This is a genomic window from Imperialibacter sp. (assembly GCF_040222385.1).
GTDB lineage: Bacteria > Bacteroidota > Bacteroidia > Cytophagales > Cyclobacteriaceae > Imperialibacter.
This window is the reverse complement of sequence record NZ_JAVKDF010000023.1, coordinates 337,563-362,413: the sequence shown is the minus strand read 5'-3', so window position 1 is coordinate 362,413 and position 24,851 is coordinate 337,563. Positions and strand designations below refer to the sequence as shown.

The following is a 24,851-nucleotide window of genomic DNA, read 5'->3' as shown; positions in this document are numbered from 1 at the left end:
TTATGCCATTGCGGCTACTTTTCTTTTTCCGTTTCCTTTCACATCGCTGGGGAATTCATCCAATTCACCCCTGCTTACGCTCAATATGATACCTATTGAAATCCCCATAAACAGCTGAGACGTTCCTCCCATGCTGACCAATGGTAACGGTAGCCCGGTAATTGGCCCCAGCCCCACGGCAACGCCCATATTGATGAAGGCCTGCATGACCAGTGCAAAACTCAGTGCCGCACTTAGCAAACCACCATAGGCCCTCTCGCTCTGCATGAACACAATCATGCCCCTGTAGAGCAGCGCCAGGTAAAGCAGGATCACTGTCACCCCTCCTATCATGCCATATTCCTCGATGATGATGGCATAGATAAAGTCAGAATATGGGTGAGGGAGAAAATTCCTTTGGTCACTCTGTCCCGGCCCTTTGCCAACAATGCCTCCGCTTGCCACAGCGATGTAAGACTGCTGGGCCTGGAAAGGCAGCGTCGATTCGTCAGCCGAAACGAATGCCTGCATCCTGCTAATCACAGTTTGCCCCCGTTGCCCCAGCGTTAATGCCACGGCTCCTGAAAGCGCTCCGATCATGACCAGCATGGCGAGATATTTCACAGGCACACGGCCAATGAACATAAGCAGCATACAGGTGGCAAAAATGAGAACCGCCGTGGAGAAGTTGGACATGGCAATCAGCCCGCAAATGACACCACACCACAACAGGATGGGGATCAACGACTCTTTGAGGTCTTCTTCACTCTGCTGCCGCTTCGACAGGATGCTGGCTATAGTCACAAACAAGGCCAGCTTGGCCAGATCCGAAGGCTGGAAAGCCTGATTAATAACGGGAATGGTTAACCACCTGGAGGCTTCATTCATTGTGTTTCCAAACAGGTAGGTAAACATCAGCAAAGGCACCGACACCCATAGGGCGAGCTTTGAAAGCTTGGAGTAGTATCTATAGTCAATTTTATGCGCACCCCAAATGGCCACCAAACTAAGAACGGTCAAAACGGAGTGTTTCACCAGGTAATACTCTGTATCTCCGCCCATTTTGGCATAGGCAAGCGTGCCTGTGGCACTGTACACTACCAGGATGCTCAGTACAGACAAAGCAAGAACGATAGCCCAAATGATGGGATCGCCTTTAAGGTTGTTCTCTATCCATTCCTTTATCATACGCTTTGCCCCCTTCCTACATGATTTTTTAACTGGACAACTGCATCTTTGAACTGCTCGCCACGGTCTTCATAGTTTCTGAACAGATCGAAGCTGGCGCAAGCCGGAGACAGCAGCACCACATCGCCCGGTGCCGACAAATCTGCACCCCAACGGGCGGCGTCATTTACCGATTGTGTCTGCCTGATGACAGCCACCTTGCCAGTGAAGTAGTCCGTCAGCTTGGTATTGTCTTTTCCCAAACAGATCAGGGCTTTTACCTTGTCTTTTACCAAGGCCTCTATCCTATCGTAATCATTGCCTTTGTCGAGACCGCCAGCTATCCACACGATGGGAGCCTCGATGCCTTCCAATGCGTAGTAGACCGAATCAACGTTGGTGGCCTTGGAGTCGTTGATGAACAGCACATCGTCTATGGTAGCTACTTTTTCCAGTCGATGCGGTGCATTCTTGAATGTCTTGAGTGCCTTCACCACCTTTTCCATTGGGGCTTCCATGGTCAGGGTAGTCAACACCGCAGCCATGGAGTTCACCATGTTGTGTTTACCGATGAGCGACACCTGGTTCACTGGAATTTTATGTGATTTCTTCTTCGACTCTATGTTGAACACCAGATGGTCTTCTTCAAGGAAAGCACCGTTCTTTACGTTCTCAACCAAAGAGATGGCAAAGAGCGAAGCTTCCACATTTCTTCTGGCCAGCTCTTCCTCAATAGGTCCCTTGTCCGCAAAGTAGATGAAGCATTCTTCATGACTCATTTGCTCAATGATCCTGAATTTGCTGTTCACATACTTTTGGAAGCTGTAGTCGTACCTGTCGAGGTGATCAGGTGTGATATTCAGCAGAATAGCCACATCGGGCTTGAAGGTATTCATGCCATCGATCTGGAAGCTGCTAACCTCCAGCACGTAGATGTCGAAATTGTCTTTGATGACCTGGCGAGCAAAGCTGTGGCCTACGTTCCCAGCCAATCCCACGTTATAACCGGCTTCCTTCAGTAAATGATAGGTAAGCAGGGTTGTTGTTGTTTTTCCGTTGGTGCCGGTAATGGCTATTTTCTTCGCTTTTGTATACCTGGAAGCGAATTCTATCTCGTCAATAATTTCAATACCCTTTTCCCTCGCCTTCTTTACGATGTCCACCTTGTCGGCGATGCCGGGGCTCTTGATGATCAGGTCAGCTTCCAGGATTTGCTTGACTGTGTGCTTCCCTTCTTCAAACTCGATTCCGGCAGCGTTGAGATCCTTACGATAGCGTTCTTTCAGCACGCCGCCGTCAGACACAAACACATGGAATCCTTTGTGCTGCGCCAGCAATGCTGCGCCCACACCGCTTTCACCAGCCCCCAAAATGACGATATTTTTCACTGCTTCCATCTTAGCGTAGTTTGAGGGTTACAAGTGAGAAAATGGCCAGCAAAATGCCGATGGTCCAGAAGCGGGCCACAATCTTGGCCTCGTGAATACCTTTCTTTTGGTAGTGATGATGCAATGGAGACATCAGGAAAACTCTCCGTCCCTCTCCGTATTTCTTTTTTGTGTATTTAAAATAGCTTACCTGGATAACCACCGATAGGTTTTCAACAACGAAAATGCCGCACATGAAAGGGATCAGGAGCTCTTTTCTCACGATGATGGCTAGCACTGCTATGATACCACCAAGGCTCAGGCTACCCGTGTCGCCCATGAATACCTGGGCGGGATAGGCATTGTACCACAAAAAGCCGATGCAAGCTCCGACCAGGGCGGTACAGAAAATCACCAGCTCGCCCGAGTTGGGGATGAACATCACGTTCAGATATTGAGAGAAAGTGACGTTACCGGAAACGTAAGCGAAAATCGCCAGCGTTAATGCGATAATGGCAGAAGTGCCTGCTGCAAGGCCATCGACACCATCAGTGATATTGGCACCGTTAGAAACGGACGTAAAAATAAAGACCACCAGCAGCACATAAAGCACCCAATCGAACTGACCAAGGAATCCAAACAGCGAGTGATAGTCGAGCTCGTTGTCCTTGATGAATGGAATGGTCGTTATCAATGCCTTCACATCGCTGAACGAGGAAATGATTTGACCGTTCACTGATTTGTAGGTGAACTCACGGACTGTTACGTCGTCGTTAAACACCAAAACCAGGCCTACAAGCAGGCCTACGCTTACCTGGCCAATGATCTTGAATTTACCGGCCAGCCCGTCCTTGTTTTTCTTCTTAAGCTTAAGGTAGTCGTCCAAAAAGCCAATCGATCCCATGCTGATGGCTGTGACCAGCATAAGTATGATGTAAATATTTTCCAGCTGAGCAAACAGCAACGTAGGAATAACGATGGCCATGATGATGATGATGCCCCCCATCGTTGGAGTGCCTTTCTTCTCCATTTGTCCCTGGAGGCCCAGGTCTCTGATTTCTTCGCCAAGCTGGTATTTGCGGAGCATGCCAATGAGATACTTGCCAAAGGTGACTGTGATTAGCAGAGAAATGAGCGCAGCCATGCCGGCCCTGAAGGAAATGAAGCGAAAAACGCTTGCACCCATCAGGTTGAACTCACTTTCCAGATAATCAAACAAGTAATACAGCATACTTGGTTATTCACTAAAAGCTTTTAAAACTTCGGTCACTACTTTTTTATCGTCAAAAGGGTGCTTCACACCCTGGATCTCCTGGTACGTTTCGTGCCCCTTGCCCGCCACCAGCACAATGTCTCCCGGACTTGAGATGCTAATCGCTGTTTTGATAGCCTCTTTCCTGTCGGGCACGACGAGCGTTTTCCGGTAGTTGCTTGGGCCTACTCCTGTTTGCATATCTTTAATGATCTCCATGGGATCCTCAAACCTTGGGTTGTCCGATGTAAGGATCACCTTATCGCTAAGCTGGCAAGAAATGGCGGCCATAAGTGGTCGCTTTGTCTTGTCACGATTGCCGCCGCAGCCTACTACCGTTACCACTGTTTCGTTGCCTGTGCGGAAACTTTTGATCGTCTTCAACACGTTTTCCAGCGCATCAGGCGTGTGTGCGTAGTCGACTATTGCGACAATGCCAGTAGTTGATGGCACGAGCTGGAACCTCCCTCTCGCTGGGTCCACATCCGACAGCTGGGTGAGTACTTCCTCCGTCGGCTCATCGAGCAATACAGCCGTTCCATAAACTGCTAGCAGGTTGTAGGCATTGAAGTCTCCTACCAGTTTGAACCACACGTCTATATTGTCGATTTGCAGCTCAAGACCCTGAATGGAATTGCTCAAAACCTTCGCCCTGAAGTCACTCATGTGCTTCAGGGAATAGCTCTTCTTTGCAGCCTTTGTATTTTGAAGCATGATGCCCCCCCGCTTATCGTCTTCGTTTACCAGGGCAAAAGCTGAAGACGGAAGTCCATCAAAAAGCATCTTCTTGGCTTTGATGTACTCATCAAAAGTGCCGTGGTAGTCGAGGTGGTCGTGGCTGATGTTGGTAAACACTGCACCAGCGAACTGCAATCCAGCGACCCTGTGCTGCACAATGGCATGAGAGCTGGCTTCCATGAAGCAGTGTGTGCAGCCCTGATCAGCCATGTCTTTCAGCAGGCTGTTCAGCGCAATGGCGTCCGGTGTGGTGTGCGTTGAGGGCAATACCTCCTCGCCTATCTTGTTTTCTACTGTCGATAGCAGGCCCGATTTGTAACCCAGCTTGCCGAACAATTGGTGTAGCAGGGTGACTGTCGTCGTTTTGCCGTTGGTGCCCGTAACCGCCACCAGTTTGAGCCTGGAAGACGGGTTGCCATAAAAATTGGAGGCGATAAAACCCAGCGCCCTGGCCGAGTTGTCGACCTTCACATACGTAACTGTGTCGAGCAGCTTCGTTGGCAGGTCTTCACAAACCACCACACTGGCTCCTTTGGCTATCGCCTGATCTATATATTGATGACCATCAGTTTGGGTTCCACGAACAGCAATAAATAAGCAGCCCTGCTTCGACTCTCTTGAGTCGAAGCAGATGCCGCCTAAGTCAGTATTCATATCACCTGCAACTGAGATTAGGTTAGTCTTGTATAATATGTCTTTTAACAGGGCCATTTAGCCTAGCTTGATTTTAATTTCACTTCCTTCCGAAACCCTTGTTCCGGCCATTCTCGACTGGCTTTCCACCCTTCCATCTCCTTCTATCCGCACTTTGAGTCCGGCATTCTCTAACACAAAGAGAGCGTCCCTCAAAGTCATTCCAGCTACGTCAGGCACAAGGCCTTCTTTCACCTTGTTGGCTGTCCAGCCTATGCTCTTCCCAACCAGTCTCGTTTTCACCCACTCTTCATCATCGGCCATTTCATGGTTCGAAACACCAAATTCGTTGCAGATCATCGACAGTTCTGGTAAAAAGCCAGCTCTAACGACCGGAAACACTTCCGTTTGATAGGCAACGGCCGGCCGGTATTCTTTGTGCACGTCTATATCCTGCGAGTAGATTTTGTCAGCGATCTCTTTGAAGACAGGAGCTGCCACGTCGCTACCATAAATCCGGTAGTTTTTAGGGTTGTCAATTACCACTATACAGCTGTACTTAGGTGCGTCGGCTGGAAAATAGCCAGCAAACGATGCGTAGTACTGGTTGACGTATTTCCCGTTGACATACTTCTTGGCAGTGCCTGTTTTGCCGGCGATCTTATAGTGGGTTCCGTTGATATTGGAAGCGGTGCCTCTTTCCACAACCCCCTCAAGGAGCTCTCTCAAATTCGCCAGCGTTTCTTTAGAACAAATCCTTTTATTGATGACCCTTGGTTCAAATTCTTCCACCACCTTGTCGGCCTTGCGCACCGACCTGACTATAATAGGTGTGATCATTTTTCCATCGTTGGCTACCGCATTGAACATGGTGAGTGTTTGCAGGGGCGTAAGCTTGAGCTCATAGCCATGCGAAATCCAGGGCAATGAAATACCACTCCACGAAGAGTCAGAGGGTGATTTTATGTAGGGCTTTCCTTCACCGGCCATTTGGAAGCCGAGAGGCTGGCCAACGCCCATTTCCTTTACAAAATCGATAAACTCTGATGGCTTTTTACCAAAGTGCTCTACGACCAGCTTCGCAATACCAATATTTGAGGACGACTCAAAAACCTGCTTCACCGTGATGGTACCATATCCACCCGGCTTGTGATCCTTCATTACCTGGTTGTAAAACTTATACTCGCCGTTGCCTGTCTGCACGGTGTCGGTCAGCTTCAGATCGGTTTCTTCCAGCAGCGCCATCATGGAGGCCAGCTTGAAGGTTGAACCCGGCTCCACAGCGCCCTGGCTACCTACGGCATAGTTGTAGCGCTCCCAGTAGTTGCCTTCAGGGTTCTTGCTGAGGTTCGACATGGCCTTGATTTCGCCTGTTTTCACCTCCATCAGCACCACGCTGCCATAGTCGGCATTGTGGTCGGTCAATGCGGCCAAAAGTGCCGACTCAGCTACGTCCTGCAAATTGACATCTATGGTCGTTTCAATATCCAGACCGTCTTTGGCTTTCACTTCAGTGCCGTCGAATACGGGCCTCCAGCTACCTGCCATCTTCTGGAAAAGTGCTTTCCCATCTATGCCTCCGAGCTGGTTGTTGAAGCTGTACTCCAAACCGACAGTCCCTTTTTCGGTTTCATCCACACTACCGATGGTTCTGTAGCCCAGGGTAGAAAATGGATGGTATCTCTTTTCTACTTTTTCAAAAATGATTCCGCCTCTGTTTCTTCCTTCCCGGAAAACAGGCCACTCTTGAATTTTCTTCTTTTGCTGGTAGTTGATTTCAGCCCTGCTCAGCAACAAGTACTGTCGTTTGTCTTTTCGGGCTTCCAGTATCCTCCGGCGGTATTCCTTGGCAGAGTTGTCTTTGAAAGTCTTTGACAGTAAATAGGCCAGTGAGTCAAGGTTCTTCTTGAGCAATTCATCGCTTGGCTGCGAAGGGTCGAAGGCCACCTTGAAAAAAGGCAAAGAGGTAGCAAGCAAGCTGCCATTGTCGGAATAGATATTGCCTCTGGTGGCTTTCACGGGCAAATAGCGAAGGCTGATTTGCTCTGCCATCTTATTCCACTTTTCACCTTGAATGCGCTGTAAATAGAAAATACGGTATACCACCGCTCCCGCAAAAAGAACGACCAATAAAAAGGCCACCCGGACTCTCAGCAATATGGAGCTCTTGATATTCAATCTATTCTGCGTTTATACTCATCTTCTTTTACTACTATCTTATAAGGAGGTATTCTTGTCTCCTGCAACCCTACTTTCTTCACCTTTCTGGCCACTTCTGATTGTTTGCTCGCAAACATATATTCAGATTTCAGCGTAGTGAAGTCTGCTCTCAAGTCCTCTACTTCAGCTTCCATATTGTCGATCTTTCTGATCGTTCTGTCAGAAAAATGCCTGTTGCCTATGTAGATAATGCCCATGACAGTAATGAAAAGTGCATAGGGCGTAAAACGTGCCGGAAGCGTGTCGTCCAACACACCTTCCAGTTTGAGCCAACGGCTAAGCACCGCAAAGGGTCCTTTGCCACTCGGCTCATTTTTACTGTTTCTTACTCTATTTTCCATTTTTCAACTACTTCTTTTCTGCTATCCTCAGCTTGGCACTTCGTGCCCGGCTGTTCCTGGCTATTTCTTCTTCGTCTGCGACAATTGGCTTGCGGTTGATTGGCTCCAACGGCCTGACCACATTGCCATAAAAATCTTTTTCATCCGTGCCTTCAAAGTTGCCTTTGTTGATGAAGTTCTTGGCCAGCCTATCCTCCAGCGAATGGTACGACATCACCACCAGCCTTCCGCCGGGCTTCAATACTTCAGCACATTGCCCCAGCATTTCCTCCAACACTTCCATCTCCTCGTTCACCTCCAGCCTGATGGCCTGAAACAGCTGAGCCAAAAATTTGGCTTCCTTCCCTCTGGGAGCAAACCTGGCCACCGCCTCCTTCAACTGCTCTATCGTCTCCAGGGGCTTGTTCACCCTGTAGGCCGTAATGGCCCTTGCTATCTTCATAGGCTGGTTCAGCTCTCCGTACATGCCGAAGATCTTCGCCAGATCCCTTTCTCCGTATTCATTCAGCACCTCTTTGGCCGACACCTCGCTGTTCACGTTCATTCGCATGTCGAGTGGGCCCTGAAAGCGGGTACTGAAACCTCTTTCCGGCACGTCGATCTGGTGCGACGAAATGCCCAAATCGGCCAGAATACCATCCACCGCCGTTACGCCGTAGAACCTGAGGTATTTCTTCAGGTTGCGGAAATTGCTCGGCACAAATGTGAAAGAACGTTTGTCAAACCCTTCGGCATTGACTTTGGCATCAGCATCCTGATCAAATCCATATAAGTGTCCGGTGGTAAGCCTTTCCACTATCGCTCTCGAATGTCCGCCGCCGCCAAAAGTCACATCGACATAAATACCATCAGGTTGAATAGCCAAACCATCCAGGCATTCTTTGAGCATCACCGGTATGTGGTAGTTTTCCTGGGCCATAGGCATGTGGATTATTCGTCCAGCAGCTTTTGCGCCAATTGGGAGTACTCTTCGGGATTGTTGATCAAATGCTTTTGATATACCCCAGGATCCCAAATCTCAATGCTGGAACCTACTCCTACCACCATCGCCTCTTTTTCAAGAGAAGCGAATTTCATAAAGGTTTTAGGGATTAGTATTCGGCCAGCGCTGTCCATCTCTATCTGGGCGATGCTTCGGAAAAAATTCCGTTTCAGGGCCCTGTTCTCAGGAAGGAATTCGTTGAGCGAAGAAATCTTCGACTGGATCTTTTTGAATTCACCCATTGGGTACAAGATCAGGTTAGGCTCAAATCCCATCCTCAGCACAAGCTCATTCGCCGGCTGACCGGGAGCAGACGCTCCGGGAGCTTCGGGAAGATTGACCTTAATGCGGGCTGGAAGAACCAGCCTGCCCTTGGCATCAATCTTACATTCGAATTCGCTAGTAAAGAATGACATAATGGATTACAGGAAAAACTACAGCAACACTTTCAACAAATGTAATAAAATTATGACACTTCCAACCACTCTCTCCCACTTTCTTACACTTTTCTGCCAAAAAGTAGAAAAATTCCCACTTTTACCCACTATCGACCACACAGTTTACCACCATTCGCATGTAATGAATGGGCGTCAAAGCGATAAAAAAGGCGGGAAACAGGAAATCAAATGCCTATGAACCAGCCAGATAAGGCTGGAATATTTGAAATGCCGGAGGAGCAAACGCAGGTTTGTGCCTACTGCCGTTTCACGAGAAATGAGGAAGAAAGTGGTGGGGGAAAGTGGGAGGATCCGGCGACCATCGACTAAAAAATTGATATTTTGCTGTCGACCGATGGGCAATTATTGAAGCAATTCACCGCTACTCTCCTTACCTTGTCACTCCACTATTCGCTGAGTTGATATGAAAAATTTGCTGGTCTTTCTTGTGTTCATTATGGCTTCGGCCGATGCTTTTTCTCAAAAAGTGGTGTTCGTCATTATCGACGGCGTGGAAGCAGAAGTCTTCGAAAGGGTTGCCACTCCCAATATGGATGCCATCGCCAAAACCGGCGGCTATACCCGTGCCTACGTGGGTGGCGAAAAGGGTGCCTATTCTGAAACACCTACCATCTCCGCACCCGGCTACAACAACCTCATTACCGGCACCTGGGGCAACAAACACAATGTGTGGGGCAATAGCATCAAAGCGCCTAACTACAACTACTGGTCGGCTTTCAGGTTCGTGGAAGAGCTGGCGCCAGAAAAAGAAACTGCCATCTTCTCCACCTGGCTTGATAACCGCACCAAGCTTGTAGGCGAAGGGCTGGAAACCAGCAACAAGGTGATGATAGACTACCACTTCGATGGCTTTGAGCTTGATGAAAAAGCCTTCCCGCACGACAAGGAGAGGGTGTTTATGCACAACATCGACGAGCATGTAGTGAACGAAGCCAGCCGCTATATCAAAGAAAAGGGGCCTGACTTTTCGTGGGTGTACGTGGAGTATACTGACGACATGGGGCACGCCCACGGCAACAGTGAAAAAACGGATGAAGCCATCCGCATGGCCGACGATCAGATGGGCAGAATTTGGGAAGCCATTCAATATCGGCAAAAAGAACAAGGTGAAGATTGGATGATGTTCATTACCACCGACCATGGGCGCAGTGCAGAATCAGGCGGCAAAGACCACGGTGGGCAGTCGGACAGGGAGCGCACTACCTGGATAGTGATGGGAGGTGGCACACCAAATGCCTACTTCAAAAATCAGGAAAATGCCATTGTGGACATCCTGCCTACGGCGTTGCGTTTTTTGGGAATTGAAGCTGCAAAAGTAAGGATGTATGAGCTGGATGGGGTGCCGATGGTTGGAAAGGTATCAGTAGCACAGCCCGGAGCGGTAATGGATGGCAATAAGCTGAAAGTAAGCTGGAAGGCCATCGACCGGGAAGGCGATGTGAAAATATTGCTTGCGACAACCAACAATTTCGAAATGGGAGAATCCGACACTTACACCGAAATAGGGTCAGTGAAAGCAGGTAAAGAAGCCTTTGAAATAGACCTGAAGAAGTACCCTTCCGATTTTTACAAGGTGGTGATAGAGGGGAAGCACAATAGTGTGGGGAGGTGGGTGAAGAGGTAGGCAGCACCATTTTTATCACTAGGGCTTAATAAAATGCCGCAGGCTGAGGATAGCAGGGGATTGTTCGAATATTATACGTATAATCTGCGTTTACAAAGAGGTACATTAGCTATATGGAGGCCGTTCAGTTACTTTGATGTGTAAATAAAAAAATAGTTAGAATTGGAGTATGGCTGGTAATCATGCCGAATTGTCGTTAACGATAAACACCATTGAACACAATGAAGTCACTTTTGATAGTAAGTATAATACTTGCCGGATGCATAGTTTCAACCTCAGAACCAACTTTGTATCCATATTTAAGCGATCCTGACATTTCAAATAAATTAGGTGAACCGGTAACTGATTCCGCATATTTTTTTCCAATTGAACACTTCATCGACTCAATCAAATTTTCGAATACAATAGAAATAAGATTAGACACTTTTTCGGTCGAATGGTATTCTGAACAATTGCGCTTCATGAGTGAGCCCATACTTTACAACTTTTATCTAGGTAAACAGGTGTATAGATTAACTTGGTTAAGGTCACTTCACCCAGGCATTGTTCTTAGACTGGAGAATCTAAATGGTGAAATTATTCTAACCCAAAAAGAATTGACGCTAATAAAACCTTGGAAACGAGTAGATAGTGTTACATATACATATGCCCCAGAGCGATTTAAACTCAAGGATAAATCTAAAAAACTGAAAAGCGAGTTCTGGAGAGATTTTGAACGACTACTAGCTGACAATAACTTTGACAATATGCCAACAACGGTTGCTTGGGAAGTGGGAACTGACGGATCAGAGTGGATATTGGAACGTCATGATAAAGACGGATACTTTGTGGTAAATCGTTGGACTCCAAATGAAAGGCAATACAAAAACTTTCGTGAAATAGGAGATTACCTGATTGATGCAAGTATTTTTAAGAAAGATGAACGTTATTGACTATTGCTAACAATTGCTTCCATGAATGGGGATTCAGCGATCGGTGCATTTTCGTGGGGATTGGAAAGCCCACCACAAGTTTTAAATTTAAACTAGGCCAGCCTTCGCCAAAGCTGCGGTTGGCAAAGCGCTGCTAAGTGCTAGTGGAAACGGAAGTACGTAACATTCCCACGCTCATTTTATCGAGGCGATAGCAACAAGTGAAATGAAACTCTATCAAAAACTTAAAAATAGAATTGATTGGAATGAACCCGTTGAACTTCAGTTAGAACGTTTAGCAGAGTTTGACAATATCACTAACGAAGAGATTGAAGAGTTAGCTCAAACATGCCATAAGTCAACGGAAGCAGGAATTCTTCTTGAGTATTTGGGACATGAAAGGTTAATGCCATATTTACATCTATTCCTTGAATTTCTTCAAGATATGAACTGGCCTGCCGCAGGTGGCGCCTCAAAGATGTTGACAAAAGCTGGAAAAGTCATTATTCCAGAAATAAGAAGGGTTTTTCAAGAAGTCAATAATGACCAAATATGGCATTATTGGATATTGCTAGGGATCGTTCAATATTTTGAAAAAGAACTGATTCTAGAAATGAAAGCGGATTTGATAGAATTAATTTTAAGGGCTGACAAAGATGGTGCTTCAATTCAGGCTCTACGGATTTTAAAAGAGAAACAAATATTATCCTCGGAAGAAGTAGAAAATCGGTATTGTTACTTGCTTGACAAATACAGTGGTGATTTGTATTGGACAAACGATTTAAATGAAGAAATAAAGCCAGTTGCTAACAAAACCTAAACTGTTAGCCAAATGAAAAACGCACCTGCTAACTTTCAAAAATAAAAGTAGCCAGGATTCCCACATCTCACATATGATATCATGATGGCCAATACGTCCACTATTGAAAAGCTTGGAAGCAACATCACGTTGCTAATACTTACGGTCTTACTTTACAATTGCACAAACGCAGGAAAGATCGATTTCAGTACCGACTATCTTAAAATACAAATCAGCAAGGGTGGCTTTATTACCAGTATGCAAAATATCGGGGAAGAGCCCTACCGGGAATTTAGTCCGCTTGATAAGCCATCACCCTTAATGCAGCTTTACGATGGCAAAAGGAAAGTATATTATGAACCCGTCAGCGCAAAATTCAGCGAAGAATATCAAGCCATCACGCTAAGCTATTCTAACGGTTCGGTCGCTCAAGTCAGCGTGACGACGCAGGAAAAGTATTTGAAGTTTACGCTTCAGTCCCTTGCACCACGCAACGGAATTGATGGCATTCAATGGGGGCCCCATCATACGAATATCACGAACCTGTTTGGGGAAATTATTGGCGTTGCCAGAGACACGAGCGAGACGGTCAATTATGCCATTGGCGTGCTTGCCCTCAACGACAATACCCTGGGTGGCACTTCTGAAACTGTAGCCGACGCAGCGCCTTTTCAGTACATCATCCATTCTCCCGATCCGGAGCTTTACCCCCTCCCCGACTCATTGCACGAAGGACAAATTTTTACCCTGGGAGGAAACGGAATCAGCGATGTTGCCTTTTACGCACACAAGGAACCGTACTACAGAATCATGTATGGCAACTCTGCACTCGTCGACGAAAAGGGAAGGATTTCCATTAACTACCACTCCAGAGACAGAACATTTGAAAGAGAAGTATACTATTCACTCATACCGAATATGGCAGCCAACACGCCAAACCATCTGGAGGTTCAGCCATTGCCGGGGGTCGATTATATAGGCTCATCCATTGCTTTGTGGGGCAGCCCCGACAGCACTGCCTTGATGGATGTGATTCAGGACATTGTGTTGCAGGAAGGCTTGCCGTATCCAACAATCAACGGGAAATGGGTGAAAGATCCCACCGCTTTCGTGCCCGATGCTTTTACCAGCGGAAACTTGAATGACAGTATCATATCGTACACATCGAGGTTAGGCTTTACGACTATCAGCTTGTACGACCAGGGATTTCTAAAGCCAGACAGAGGAAACGAAGCTTACATAGACGGGCATAATTTTGAGCACAAGCCGATAAAATTAACTTCCGGCAACAAATCTCATAAGGAGTTTTCCCAGATGGCTGCAAAGTATGGAATTAGCATTGGAAGGACCCCGATCACCAATTCGCTGGCTCCCGGATCCAAAGACGCCAGTCCCCTGCCAAGTGATAGTTTGTGTTATCAACAGAGGCGTTTGCTGGCAAAAAGCATCAGTCCCACCGATACCGTCATTATCGTGGACGATCCAACTCATCTTGAGGAAATTGCCAGCTGGGAAGGGCATGCCAAAAACCTGAACATGATAAAAATCGGCAAGGAATTGATCTATTATCTCGGTGTTTCCGAAGAAGAACCCTACAGGCTCCTGAATGTAAAACGTGGGTACTGGGAAACTATGGCTACGAGTCATCCATCCAACGACACCATTTATAAGCTTCAGGTGACGCTGAATTATGGTTATGATGGTTTGATCCCCAATATGCAGCTGCAGGACAAAATTGCCGAATACTACGCAGACGTTTGTTTTATCAACGGTTTAGGCTACTATGATTTCGACGGGCAGGAGTTTCTGTTTAACAACGGCCATGGCTACTACTCGGCGAAGCGCTTTTTCCGCAAGATGTTTGAAAGGGCTGCAACTCTTGGCATTCCCCCTATTCGTTTTACGGGGGCCACATTGTCAGAAGGCTCATGGCATTATCAAAGTATCTGGAATGTTGGGGGTGGAAAAAACCTGTATGATGTTGACACCAGAGAATGGGGCAGCACTACCAGCCAGGGAAAAGACCTGCGGGACGTTACGTACGCCAACTTCTTCCCGGTGGGCATGGGGGTCAATTTCCCCATTAATTCTCAATCAACGGTGGAGCAATACGAGCATATACAAGCTGTTTCTGTTGGCGTTGGAACAACATACAGCCTGGTTCTGAATCAGAAAGATATTGAAAGCTGCCCTCAAAAAGAGGCTATTTTCAAAGCAATCAGAACCTGGGAGGATGCCCGTGCCGCCAATGCATTTCCCCGGAGTGTGAAAAAACTACTGGCTGACCCAGAAAGAAACTGGACACTACAGGAAGGCGAAAACGAAGATACCTGGGTGCTGCACGAATTAAAAGACGGTAAAACAAACAAGGCGTTCGTTTTGCACGGCGGTGAGAGCCACCAGGCTCATTAAAAAGCATGTGTAATTCCTGCGTGGTGGGCGTAAGATCATTACTGAGGTAATTACGAAGACAGCATGTTAGGCTAAGAAGGTGTCTTCACTCCATTAACTAAGGAATCTCTTGAAGAAGCTCTTTCGGGCGAGTTGGATACTCACCTGAAATTCGGTGGGCTTGGAATTTCCGCTACAAAGTATAATTTTATTCATCGGCCAGCCTTCGCTAAAGCTACGGTTGGCAAGGCGTGGCTAAGTGCTAGTGTAAAGGGAACTGCATTCCCCCTCTCCGCACGATCACCATGCCTTGTCCTCAATTTTGACAAGTATATGAATCGAATAATTTACTCTTTTATACTCTTAGGTTTCGCAGCAAGCTGCTCATTTTTGAGTTCAACGTCAGAAGGTTATGAAAACGCAGTTAATCAGGTTAATGCTATCGCTAAGGGAGACTTCAATGAAGCTGTTTCGTATTTTGATGTTGACCTATCAGATACGGCTCAAGTAAATCAGCTAAAGACAGCACTGCCCAACCTGCAAAATGCCATCACTGAAAACTTCGGAACTGAATTTGATTTATCCTTTTCAAAGTCTGGCAAGAAATTCTCCTTTTCCACCGAGCATGAAGCTGTAGTTAAGCCGCTAAAAGTCAAAATTCAAATTGAAAACGATACGCACTTCGGAATAATAGAAGCAACAATTAGCGAACAAAACGACAAGATTCAATACATCAATTTATTGAACTACAAAAAGGAAATTCCTTCATACCTTCTACTTTACATTGCAGGACTAATTGCGATTGGTGTCGTAGCTGTGAACATCATGGCCATTAACAGAATCCGTAAGAGTAAACTTAAACGAAAGTGGTTAAGAATAATTGGCGTTTTGGTCTTTAATGTGCCTGCAATAACCTTAACAGCACTTGGTCATCTTAGCATTGATTTCTCCTTCCAAATACTGTTTGGTGTTGGTTTCAGTGCAACGGGAATTGACGAGACTATGGTGGTATTCGGAATCCCCATTGGATCCATACTGACATTTATTGTGATCAAGAATAAAGAAATAAAAGAGGAAAGCAACGGCTATGAATGAATCTGGTCTTATCTGCCAGGATACCTTCGTGGGGGCTAAAAAAACCCACCACAGTTGATGGATCAAAATAAGGCGTGGTTATAAGCGAATGGAAAAGACAGTGCTTTTTCTAATCCCAACCACAACACAGCCGTTGGCAACCACGCATCTGTTGAAATTGTTTAAATTTGATTGAATCATCATACACTGAGTATGTATGAAAAGAGCAACCACACATTTAAAAAGAATAGAAAATGAAAAAATCATTGGATGTGGCCGACTACAGCCTTAGACAGATGATCGTTGGCATAACAATCATAGCCATGGTTCTGTCGGCTGGCTGTACTTCACTGCCTGAGATTCAATTTCCGGTGAAAGTAGGTGTGAAGCCAGAAAGTATCACGAAAGGGTTCAACGGCAACTACTATGTTTCAGTAATGAATGGTAGTGAACCTGGCGATGGTGAGATAGTTGAAATTTCCAAAAGTGGTGTAAAGGTTTTTGCAAAAGGTTTTGATGAGCCCAAAGGCATCGTCTACATAGGGGATCGTTTATACTTTTCGGATTTGACCCGCATCTGGCAGGTTGATAAAGAGGGCACTGCAAGCATCTTTGTTGACAAGGAGAGTTTCCCGTACGAAGTGTTGTACTTAAATGACGTTGCCGTAGATGCTGACGGCAAAGGCATCTATGTAGTGGACATGGGAGCAACCAAATACATGCGTGATGAAAACAATAAGCTATGGCCGCTCGACAGCGAGCAAGCGAAACTGGTTCCGCAATTGGGGCGTATTTATCATGTTGATTTGGGAGGTCAGGTATCGGTAACACAAGACACTTCTCCATTAATGTTGAATCCAAATGGTGTGGGCGTTGACAACAATGGCGATATTATGGTGGGTGCCTTTTTCCTCGGCAATTTTTTGGTGAAACGAGATGGGGAATTAACGCCCCTGAAAGGTCAATTTAGAGGTGCCGATGCCGTGGAGCAAGATAGTAATGGTGATTACTACATTAGCAGTTGGGCACTTGGCACCGTTTGGAAAATCGATGGTCAAACTGAAGAATCAATGGTATTGATTGATGGACTAGAGTCGGCTGCAGACTTTTATTTGGAAGAAGACAAGGGACGTTTGCTCGTTCCTGATATGATGGCAGGCACAATATATGCCGTAGATATCAAGAAGTAAAAGCCAATTTTTTGAAGCCTCACAGGTGGACAACGAAAAAAAGACTTGAGCTCTTTGGAACGAGGCCCAACCCCTTGTTCTAAAAGGCATTCTTTAAACGCTGATGAAGCTCCATAAACTGGGTCAGGATGCCCAATACCGCAGACAGTTTATCTATTTGCACGTGGTGTAAAACTCAGGCAGGCTCATTCTCCCCAAGCCTGTTTTTTCAGTGTTTGAAGCATCATAGTTTTGGCCTCTCGTGTGATAAACACTTTTCACCAAGCCTTTATCACACGAGGCAGCCTAAGAGAAGTTAATACACCAATGATTCAGAAATTGGTAAGAAGTTTCCTGTATGCGCCAATTTACTGGTCACTTCCCAGCCTTCGCAATGAGAAAACTGTTCACGTCCAGCCAGTGTATAAAGGCATCGAACCAGCGGTTGCTGGTGCGGTTAGGATTCCCGAGGCCAAAACCATGTCCGCCATTCTGATAAAGGTGAAACTCGACAGGTATGCCCGCTTTGTACCAGGAGTCGATCACGCCATACTGCCCACGGAAAAGAAAGTCATCGCTTGCGATCGCACTGAACATCGGCGGAGCATTTTTCGGCACCTCCACCGGGCCCATACCGCCATAAATCGGGCCGATAAAGGCCAGCTTCATGGTCTTGGAATTGAGGGTGGAATGCATGGTGAGGCCAGCTCCCGCCGAGAAGCCAATCATACCAATTCGGTTGGTATCGACGCCCCATTCCTTGGCCCGTTTCACGATCATGGCGTAGGCAGCTTCAGCGTCTTCTAGCTGGTTAGACAAGTCTCGCTGTGGCGGGCGAGCGGGTGCAGCCTCGTTTGAAGCATCGGAAGATGCAGCTGGTGCCTGGCGGGGTCGATTCATCCAGGCCGAAAAGTCGTCGAGTGACTCTGCCGTTGGGTGAAGCCTGTACTTAAGTACAAAGGCGGCAATTCCCTGCTTGGCCAGGGCCTCTGCTACTTCCCAGCCCTCATTGCCCATCGAAAGCCACATGAAACCTCCACCTGGTGCTACAATCACAGCAGTGCCGTTAGCTTTGCCTGGTTCGGGCAGGAAGGGCGTGAGGGTGGCAGTGGAAATATTCCGTGCCATGGGGTCGCCCCACTGACGAAACCAGGTTTCTTTGGCAGGCTGATCATCGACACCCCCAGTGCCAAGCAGAATAGCCTTTGGCTCGGCAGGAGCATCAAGCGGGTAAATAGTGCCATCCTGAGCCATGGCCGAGGCGGCCAGGAAGACCAGGGCAGCTGACATGGCAACTTTGGTCAGATTAATTTTTTTGGTAAGCATGATGTGTTAGTTAGTAGGTATAAAATATATAGTTCACCAGGCGGATAGATCCACCGGCTTGAAGATCAGCTGAGAAAACAGGTACAGGCCATTTTTCCACACCTTAAAATCATGAACGCCTGGCTCAATGTGGTATATATGTGGCACCTGGTGCTGCACCAGGTAGTCGTGAGTTCTTTCGCTGAACCTAATAAGATCGTCTTTGTCGCCACAGGAAATCCAAAGCAGCTTCAGTTGAGCTTTAGCCGCTGCCGGATCCGGAATCAGCACTTCTGGCGCTTTCGTATTCGGAGCAGACGAAAAACCTCCTACCCAGGCAAATTTATCCAAATTGCCTAGTCCGAAATTAAGTGATTGGCCACCTCCCATCGACAGCCCTGCAATCGCCCGGTGCTCACGATCAGTTAGCACAGGATAATTTTTCTCCACAAACGGAATGAGGTCGTTGAGAAGGTCTTTTTCAAAGGTGGCAAACGCCTCCACCCTGGCCGGTTCAAACACATTACCCCCGGCACGGTCGTCTTTCATGGCCCGGCCGTTGGGCATCACTACAATCATGGGCTCCACCTTCTTGTCTTTGTAGAGGTTGTCCAGAATCACCTGCGGGCTTCCGCCATTCAACCATTCCTTTTCATCACCACCAATGCCATGCAGTAGATACAAAACAGGGTACTTTTTCTTTTTTGAGTATCCTGGCGGCGTATAAATCAACATCCGCCGGTCGTTACCCACCGTTTTGGAAGGGTACATCACAGAATCAATTTTCCCATGCGGTATGGATGCCTGTATTGCATCAAAGCCGGCCGGAGCCTGTTTGATAGTTTCCTGTGCAACGGCACAACGGCAAAGGACTAACAATGCGAAGAGAATCACTGGTTGTTTCATGAAGTAGGTTTAACTGTTCACTTTTTGTACATAGGATGTCTTTAGCTCATTTTTCAGCAACCATATTATACAATTGGCCTTTCTGAGTAGGCAGATCGTACAAAATCGTAGCCCGCAGCTGCGGTGGCAACACCTCAACCTTAGAAGAGATGATCGGCGTTAAAATCTCATCTGTTTGATAAAACAGATTTTCATTTTTTCCTGATGCCTGCGATAACAAATTCCCATCCGACAACTTTAAAGCATTTGGTACACGCAGGCGAAGATTGCCGCCAAGGTTCGACTGAACGATCAGCTTCACCAGCTTTCCCTCCTTCCACTGCATGTCGACAATTTCAAAACCTCCCCTTGCCCGTAATCCACTAACACTGCCGCTCACCCAAACGTCGGGAAGGGCAGGTAAAAGGTGAACAGATTCATCAGCGCTTTGCATCAGCATTTCTGCAATGCCAGACGTGCATCCAAAATTACCGTCGATTTGGAAGGGTGGATGAGCATCAAAAAGGTTGTTGTAGGAGCCACCCCCGCCATTATTGGTGCCCACTGGCGTTAGCTGATTTTGGATTAGTTTATACGCATGATTGCCATCCAGCAATCTCGCCCACCAGTTCACCTTCCAGCCCATGCTCCAGCCTGTAGAAATATCCCCACGATGAACTAGCGAAGTTTTGGCAGCATTATACAATTCGGGCGTGCGGTAGGGAGAAATTTGATTCGACGGATACAAGCCATACAAATGTGAGATGTGGCGGTGCTTGTCGTTTGGATCGTCGATGTCTTCCAACCATTCCTGCAGCTGCCCATGCTGCCCCACATGCATTGGTGCCAGCCTGCTACGCACCTGCCTGAGTGTATCAACAAACGCCGCATCTTTCCCTAAAATATCAGCGGCCTTCATCGTCGAGCTGAACACATCGAACATAATTTGGTTGGTCATGGTGGTGCCCACATCCAATGACGAGCCCTGGTGGGCTTGAGGCGCATTTTCAGGCGACATATCTGGATTTACCACCAGCCAGTGGTATTCGGGGTGCTCAACCACAAAGTCTACATAAAACGTGGCTGCGCCCTTCATAACCGGATAAGCAGTGGCCAGATACTCCTTGTCTCCGTTATAGAGGTAGTGCTCCCACAAATGCTGGCTCGTCCAACCACCCCCTGAAACCCACAGCCCCCAAAAGGCCGCATCGACCGCCCCTGTGGTGCGCCAGATATCGGTATTGTGATGGGCCATCCAGCCCCTGGCGCCATACATCACTTTTGCCGTTTCCTGCCCTGTTTCTGAAAGCTCCTTCACCATAGCGAGGAAAGGCTCATGCAACTCAGCAAGATTGGTCTTTTCAGCGGGCCAGTAATTCATTTCTGCATTGATATTGATGGTGTATTTACTGTCCCAGGGTGGCTTCATTTTATTGTTCCAGATACCCTGAAGGTTGGCTGGCTGACCGCCGGGCTGCGAAGACGATATCAGCAAGTAGCGTCCGTATTGAAAGTAGAGAGTTGCAAATTGTGGGTCATTGGCTGTGCTGAAATTTTTCAAGCGTTCATCTGTAGGCAGCTTAACAGCTTCTGTAGTACCCAGATCAAGTTTTACCCTATCAAAATAGGCCTGATAAGCCTTCACATGGCCTTTTAGGATTGCATCAAACGACTTTGGGTAAGCTGTCGTCATGTAAGAGGCAGCTCTTTGATTTTCGTCACCACTGATGTCCTTATAGCTGTTGAAGTTGGAGGCGATAGACACGTAAATCGTTGCTGCGTTGGCTTTGGTCACCATCAGTGACGTGTCATTTTGAGATAAACTGCCGCCCTCTGTTTTGATTCGGGTTATACCTTTAAACTCAACTTTGCCTTCTACCCCTTCATGGTCAATGGTGGTGCCAGCTATGGTCAGTTCTTTAGCAGCAGTTGTTTGTACCACAACTTTTGGCTGCGGAGTAGAATAGGACGCTGTGAATGAAATACTCTTGGGCTTGTCGGCAGTCAGGCGAATCACAATCACCCGATCGGGAAATGAAGCCAGCACTTCTCGTGTGTAGGTAACACCTCCCACCATATAAGACGTTTTCGCAACGGCTCTTTCCAGGTCTAACTCACGGTAGTAATTCGTAAAGTTTTCATGTCCCTCAAATGCCAGGTTAAGGTTACCCACCGGCTCAAACATCTGGCCATGAGATTTTTTAGTGATAATCGTTTTGTTGGCCAGCTGTTCGGCTTCCTTCTGGTTGCCTTCAAATATGAGCGTTCTGATTTCCGGCAGCGATTCCAGCGCCAGGGGATTATCGTTCCGGTTAGGACTGCCGCTCCAAACGGTGTGCTCGTTGAGTTGGATCGTTTCCCTTTCCACATTGCCATACACCATGGCGCCCAGGCGTCCGTTTCCAACGGGCAAGGCATTTTCCCAGGTATCACCAGATGGACTTTTGTACCAAAGTTTAAGCCCTGCATCCTGAGCGAAGCTCGAGGAACAGACCAGAAAGAGGACAACGGTCAATACTTTTGTCATAGGGTGCTAGTTGAATACTGCTCAAAAAGACCGGCTCAATTAAGCAGTTAAAGTTATTAGTGTCAAATTAACACTTTTTTTCTTTCGATGAAGGAAACTTGTAAAAAACCGCTTGGGCCTTGATGGCGTTTGTCGTTGTTTGTGGGGTCTCTGCTTAAGGGCTGGTAGTCCAAAAGCTTTGCTAAGTTGTCAGATTGAAGTATGGCAAAGGTTCCGTACTCGCCGATTCAAACAACAAGCCAGCTATCCTATTACTGGCTATCCAAATGTTTCGTCAATTCAGTACCGGCTTCTGTAATCTGTTGGTCCAGCTCTTTTGCCGAAGCATCGATCATCCTGATGTACTCCTTCAATTCAGCCTCCTTGGCAGTTGTAGTGAGTTGGGTTAAACCAAGTAACCTGGCCAAAGGGCCACGGACTTTATGAGAATTGAATAATGAAAACTTAATGAGCCGTTCATTGCTCAGTTGCAGCTCATTTGTCCTTTGTTGCACCTTGAGTTCCAGCAGAGCGTTGGCTTCCTCTATTAGCTGCTTCTGGCTAGCAATAAATTCGTTCTTAAGCGCAAGTTTTCTGTTGGTCTTGTTACGAATTCTGAGCACACCATAGATCGACAACAGGCTTATGGCAAGTAGTATACAAATTACCACTGTGGCCTGGTAAATTCTCTCCTGTTTCTTCAACAACTCATTCTGAAGTAAATTTTCACTTTCAAGCAGCTCATTTTTAAGAGCTATCTGGGCATAATTCCTTTGTTCAATGAGGTTGATTTTGTTCTCATTGAAGACACTGTCTTTGTAGGCAATGGACAATGATTGCTCGTTAAATGCCTTTTCATACTGATTTAAGGCAACATATATCTTGGATCGATGCTCATGTATTTCAATCAGCTCAGATTTTGCATTGATATCATTTGCCAGTGCCAGAGCCAAATTACTGTTCGCCAAAGCATCTCCCAACTTGCCATTGATAAAATCCAACTGACTGACCGACAAGTAGGTCATTCCCTGCCCCTGGATATGGTTAATGCTTTTCCAAATTGCCAGCGCTTCTTCAAACCGTTGCCCGGCAAGGTCTGATTCGCCGAGATCCATATGCACTTTACCAATACTCAATAGCGAGGTAGCTACACCTCTGGGGTTATCGATTTTTTTCCTAATGGCCAAGGCCTGATCCAGGTATGTCAGCGCCAAATCAAATTCTCCCTGTTGCTGAGCTACTAGTCCTAAGTTATTTTTACTGTAGCTGATCCCTAACTCATCATTAATTTCATGCCGAATGGCCAGCGCTTTCTCAAACCATTTAGTCGCTTCCTTCCAATTTTTTGTACTTCGAAAAATGTTGCCAATATTATGATAGGTATTACCAAGCCCAAGTTGACCACCAATAACCTCCCGAATATTGATTGACGAATAGTAGAGATCCAGAGCCCTGTAATAATCGCCCTGCACCCAGGCAGCAACGCCCAGGTTATTCAGGGCAGTTGCCTCTCCTTCCTTGTAGGCGATTTGTTTTGATAGCTCAAGCGCTTTATTGCCATAGCTATTGGCTTTCCCTAAGTCAGAGAACCACAATTCCTTACATAAATCATTTAACAGATCGACTTTTTCCTCCGAATTGGCAGCCTCCGATATCCTACTTACCAGAAGCGAGTCATTTTGACCTCTGCAGACTTTGCATAGAGATACCAAAAGCGAAAAGAAAAATATGAATCCCCTGCTCTTCATTTTACACAGCAATCGATGACTTGTTTTAGGGGCGAAGAATGAAAATACTTACAAACCCCAGTTAACCACAACATACAAAAAAAACATCCGTCGAAAGTGATAAATATAATAGTTTACTGTTCTGCTCTCTCCAATCACCTCATATTCAACTTCCTGCAAGTGGCTTTTTGATTGAGCGGCTGCCTAAATGAGGCGCTGTAGAAAGCCATTCTTTGTATATACCCTCTCCCATCCTAAATGCCGCCTGCCGCAAACCATTCTGCGCCAAACCGTTTTTGATCGTTTGCAACACCATGGCTTTGCCTTGTGGTGTGGCAAATACCTGATCCATGGTGTTCACCCGGCCATAGGGAATATCGGCAGCTAGAAAGGCCTGGCAGAGCCGATCAATGTCATGCGCCAGGAAGGCAGCTATAAGCAGTGGCTTGAGCATCTCTCTGTTTTTTACCCGGGCAGCGTTGGTGTTGAATTCCGGCTTTTGCGACAGTCCATTCAAATCCAGAATGTGGCACAGGGCTTTGAACTGCTTGTCAGAACCAACAGCAATCATTAACCACTGTTCATCGGCTGTTTTGAAGATATTGCCGTAAGGCGCAATATTGGGATGCTCAGAACCCAATCTCTGAGGTACCTCCCCTGCCACCAGCCAGTTGGTGGCCTGGTTCACGAGCGAGGAAATGGCCGCTTCCATCAATGACACTGTGACGTAGCTACCCTTCCCCGACTTCATTCTTTTAATCAACGCCAGCAACAAGCCTTCCTTTAACTGGTGTCCGGCCAAAACATCGGTGAGAGCCACGGGCATCTTTTGTGGCACACCTTCCTTCTCACCATTCAAAAACACAAAGCCACTTTCCGCCTGCACAATGGCATCGTAGCCCACTCTGTCTTCATCGAGCCCGAAACCCGTGATGTGACCGTAGATCAGGTCGGGCTTCAATGCCTTCAAATCGGCATAACTCACCCTCAGATTTTCTGCATCGCCAGGCTTGTAGCTGGCAATGACGATGTCCGCTGTTTTCACCAGCGCATAGAGCTTTTCAATGTCTTCTCTCTTTTTCAGGTTGAGCAGCACCGATTTTTTCCCGGCATTCACCGACATGAAATAGGCCGACATATCGGAATCGGTCGGTTCTGATGCCAGCTTCCAGCTGCGGGTCACGTCGCCGCCTGTCTCCGGGTTCTCGATTTTGATCACCTCAGCGCCCAATTCTGCAAAAAACTGCCCTACGCTGGGGCCTGCCAGCACGGAGGCCAGCTCGATTACTTTGAGGTCGGAAAAGATTGCTGTACTTTGCACGT

19 protein-coding genes and 1 pseudogene are annotated in these 24,851 nt (G+C 47.0%); 7 read left to right on the top strand and 13 right to left on the bottom strand.

Annotated features, from left to right (window positions below):
- From RIG68_RS11890 to mraZ, 8 genes are read right to left on the bottom strand one after another with little or no spacing between them, the layout of a single operon-like run.
- Window positions 1–1,167, bottom strand: a complete 1,167-nt coding sequence (locus RIG68_RS11890) for an FtsW/RodA/SpoVE family cell cycle protein (protein ID WP_350122352.1) — start codon at window positions 1,165–1,167, stop codon at window positions 1–3.
- Window positions 1,164–2,543: a UDP-N-acetylmuramoyl-L-alanine--D-glutamate ligase gene (gene murD / locus RIG68_RS11885; protein WP_350122350.1), complete on the bottom strand. Its 1,380-nt coding sequence runs from the start codon at window positions 2,541–2,543 to the stop codon at window positions 1,164–1,166. The genes RIG68_RS11890 and murD overlap by 4 nt, the downstream gene beginning before the upstream one ends.
- Before the next feature lies 1 nt (window position 2,544).
- Window positions 2,545–3,744 (bottom strand): phospho-N-acetylmuramoyl-pentapeptide-transferase, encoded by a 1,200-nt coding sequence (gene mraY, locus RIG68_RS11880; protein ID WP_350122348.1) that lies wholly within the window; start codon window positions 3,742–3,744, stop codon window positions 2,545–2,547.
- A gap of 6 nt (window positions 3,745–3,750) precedes the next feature.
- Window positions 3,751–5,214, bottom strand: a complete 1,464-nt coding sequence (locus RIG68_RS11875; protein ID WP_350122346.1) for a UDP-N-acetylmuramoyl-L-alanyl-D-glutamate--2,6-diaminopimelate ligase — start codon at window positions 5,212–5,214, stop codon at window positions 3,751–3,753.
- Window positions 5,215–7,314, bottom strand: coding sequence for a PASTA domain-containing penicillin-binding protein (locus RIG68_RS11870; protein ID WP_350122344.1), 2,100 nt, complete (start codon window positions 7,312–7,314; stop codon window positions 5,215–5,217).
- A complete protein-coding gene (locus tag RIG68_RS11865; RefSeq protein ID WP_350122342.1) occupies window positions 7,311–7,697 on the bottom strand; it encodes an FtsL-like putative cell division protein in 387 nt (128 codons plus the stop codon). The genes RIG68_RS11870 and RIG68_RS11865 overlap by 4 nt, the downstream gene beginning before the upstream one ends.
- A 7-nt stretch (window positions 7,698–7,704) precedes the next feature.
- Entirely contained in the window at window positions 7,705–8,616 is a 912-nt protein-coding gene (gene rsmH / locus RIG68_RS11860) for a 16S rRNA (cytosine(1402)-N(4))-methyltransferase RsmH (RefSeq protein ID WP_350122340.1), read from the bottom strand.
- Window positions 8,617–8,627: 11 nt separating this feature from the next.
- On the bottom strand, window positions 8,628–9,095 hold the full coding sequence (mraZ, locus tag RIG68_RS11855; RefSeq protein ID WP_152000733.1) for a division/cell wall cluster transcriptional repressor MraZ: 468 nt from the start codon (window positions 9,093–9,095) through the stop codon (window positions 8,628–8,630).
- Window positions 9,096–9,311: 216 nt separating this feature from the next.
- Here mraZ and RIG68_RS11850 point away from each other — a divergent pair, with 216 nt between their 5' ends.
- The 7 genes from RIG68_RS11850 (at window position 9,312) to RIG68_RS11820 (ending at window position 17,126) form a co-directional block, all read left to right on the top strand.
- Window positions 9,312–9,446, top strand: a complete 135-nt coding sequence (locus RIG68_RS11850; RefSeq protein ID WP_350122338.1) for a hypothetical protein — start codon at window positions 9,312–9,314, stop codon at window positions 9,444–9,446.
- Between the two features lie 94 nt (window positions 9,447–9,540).
- Window positions 9,541–10,761 (top strand): alkaline phosphatase family protein, encoded by a 1,221-nt coding sequence (locus RIG68_RS11845; RefSeq protein WP_350122336.1) that lies wholly within the window; start codon window positions 9,541–9,543, stop codon window positions 10,759–10,761.
- Window positions 10,762–10,982: 221 nt separating this feature from the next.
- Window positions 10,983–11,693, top strand: a complete 711-nt coding sequence (locus RIG68_RS11840) for a hypothetical protein (RefSeq protein WP_350122334.1) — start codon at window positions 10,983–10,985, stop codon at window positions 11,691–11,693.
- 205 nt (window positions 11,694–11,898) lie between these two features.
- Window positions 11,899–12,492: a DUF5071 domain-containing protein gene (locus tag RIG68_RS11835; RefSeq protein WP_350122332.1), complete on the top strand. Its 594-nt coding sequence runs from the start codon at window positions 11,899–11,901 to the stop codon at window positions 12,490–12,492.
- Window positions 12,493–12,573: 81 nt separating this feature from the next.
- Window positions 12,574–14,883, top strand: a complete 2,310-nt coding sequence (locus tag RIG68_RS11830; RefSeq protein ID WP_350122330.1) for a hypothetical protein — start codon at window positions 12,574–12,576, stop codon at window positions 14,881–14,883.
- 312 nt (window positions 14,884–15,195) lie between these two features.
- On the top strand, window positions 15,196–15,957 hold the full coding sequence (locus tag RIG68_RS11825; protein ID WP_350122328.1) for a hypothetical protein: 762 nt from the start codon (window positions 15,196–15,198) through the stop codon (window positions 15,955–15,957).
- 233 nt (window positions 15,958–16,190) lie between these two features.
- Entirely contained in the window at window positions 16,191–17,126 is a 936-nt protein-coding gene (locus RIG68_RS11820; protein WP_350122326.1) for an SMP-30/gluconolactonase/LRE family protein, read from the top strand.
- A gap of 354 nt (window positions 17,127–17,480) precedes the next feature.
- Here RIG68_RS11820 and RIG68_RS11815 read toward each other — a convergent pair whose 3' ends face one another.
- From RIG68_RS11815 to RIG68_RS11795, 5 genes and pseudogenes are all read right to left on the bottom strand, one after another.
- Window positions 17,481–18,431, bottom strand: coding sequence for an alpha/beta hydrolase (locus RIG68_RS11815; RefSeq protein ID WP_502880626.1), 951 nt, complete (start codon window positions 18,429–18,431; stop codon window positions 17,481–17,483).
- Window positions 18,432–18,470: 39 nt separating this feature from the next.
- Window positions 18,471–19,316: pseudogene (locus RIG68_RS11810) on the bottom strand (alpha/beta hydrolase); the annotation flags it as partial.
- A gap of 46 nt (window positions 19,317–19,362) precedes the next feature.
- Complete coding sequence (locus tag RIG68_RS11805; protein WP_350122322.1) at window positions 19,363–21,822, bottom strand: glycoside hydrolase family 95 protein; 2,460 nt, start codon at window positions 21,820–21,822, stop codon at window positions 19,363–19,365.
- Window positions 21,823–22,073: 251 nt separating this feature from the next.
- Window positions 22,074–23,549 carry a tetratricopeptide repeat protein gene (locus tag RIG68_RS11800; RefSeq protein WP_350122320.1) on the bottom strand — a complete coding sequence of 492 codons (1,476 nt, stop codon included), beginning with the start codon at window positions 23,547–23,549 and terminating at the stop codon, window positions 22,074–22,076.
- 145 nt (window positions 23,550–23,694) lie between these two features.
- Window positions 23,695–24,849 (bottom strand): CaiB/BaiF CoA transferase family protein, encoded by a 1,155-nt coding sequence (locus tag RIG68_RS11795; protein ID WP_350122318.1) that lies wholly within the window; start codon window positions 24,847–24,849, stop codon window positions 23,695–23,697.
- Window positions 24,850–24,851 lie beyond the last annotated feature (2 nt).